This is a genomic window from Paenirhizobium naphthalenivorans (assembly GCF_007992095.1).
Taxonomy (GTDB): Bacteria; Pseudomonadota; Alphaproteobacteria; order Rhizobiales; family Rhizobiaceae; genus Allorhizobium; species Allorhizobium naphthalenivorans.
Genome location: NZ_BJZP01000114.1, coordinates 1 through 965, shown reverse-complemented (window position 1 = coordinate 965; position 965 = coordinate 1). Strand labels below are relative to the sequence as shown.

The 965-nt window shown below is 62.7% G+C and carries 1 protein-coding gene; it reads left to right on the top strand.

Annotation, left to right across the window (positions count from 1 at the left end; translation table 11 throughout):
* A partial coding sequence (locus RNA01_RS23415) for an N-6 DNA methylase (protein ID WP_147182462.1) occupies positions 1-965 on the top strand: 965 nt, incomplete at both ends.

The window sequence follows — 965 nt, the reverse complement described above, 5'->3', positions numbered from 1 at the left end:
AAGGCTGGGACGATATTGGTTCTTCGCTCGAAACCGCGGTTTGCGAGAGCGACTACGCGTCGCTTGCCCGCTGCACCCAATATGCGCATTTTACGCCGGAGTTCATCATCGCAGCAATCTGGGCTGGGGTCCAGAAACTGGGCTGGCGCGGGGGCCGGGTGCTGGAACCTGGCATCGGCACGGGGCTGTTCCCGGCCCTGATGCCGGAGCCATATCGCGACGTCGCCTATGTGACCGGGATTGAACTCGATCCGGTCACCGCCCGCATCGCCCGCCTGCTTCAGCCGAAGGCGCGGATCATCAATGGCGACTTTGCCCGCACGGATCTGGCGCCGATCTACGATCTCGCCATCGGCAATCCACCCTTCTCCGATCGCACCGTCCGCTCGGACCGCGCTTACCGGTCGCTAGGATTTCGCCTGCACGACTATTTCATCGCCCGGTCGATTGACCTGTTGAAGCCCGGCGCGCTCGCAGCCTTTGTCACATCGCATGGTACGATGGACAAGGCCGATACCACGGCACGCGAGCATATCGCCAAGTCGGCCGACCTGATCGCAGCGATGCGGCTACCTGAAGGCAGCTTTCGCCGTGACGCCGGCACGGATGTTGTCGTTGACATCCTCTTCTTCCGCAAGCGCAAGCCCGGCGAGCCCGAGGGAAATCAGCTGTGGCTCGATGTCGATGAGATCAGGCCGGCCAACGAGGACGAAGGCGCCATTAGGGTCAATCGCTGGTTTGGTCGGCATCCGGACTTCGTGCTCGGCACACACGCCCTGACCTCCGGCCCGTTCGGCGAGACCTACACATGCCGCCCACGCGATGGAGTGGATTTGGAAACTGCCCTCGCCGCTGCCATCGACCTCCTGCCGGCCGATCTCTACAATGGCGAGCCGACACCGATCGATATTGATCTGGAGGAAGAACTCGGCGAGATCGTCGATCTGCAGCCGAAGGGCGGGACT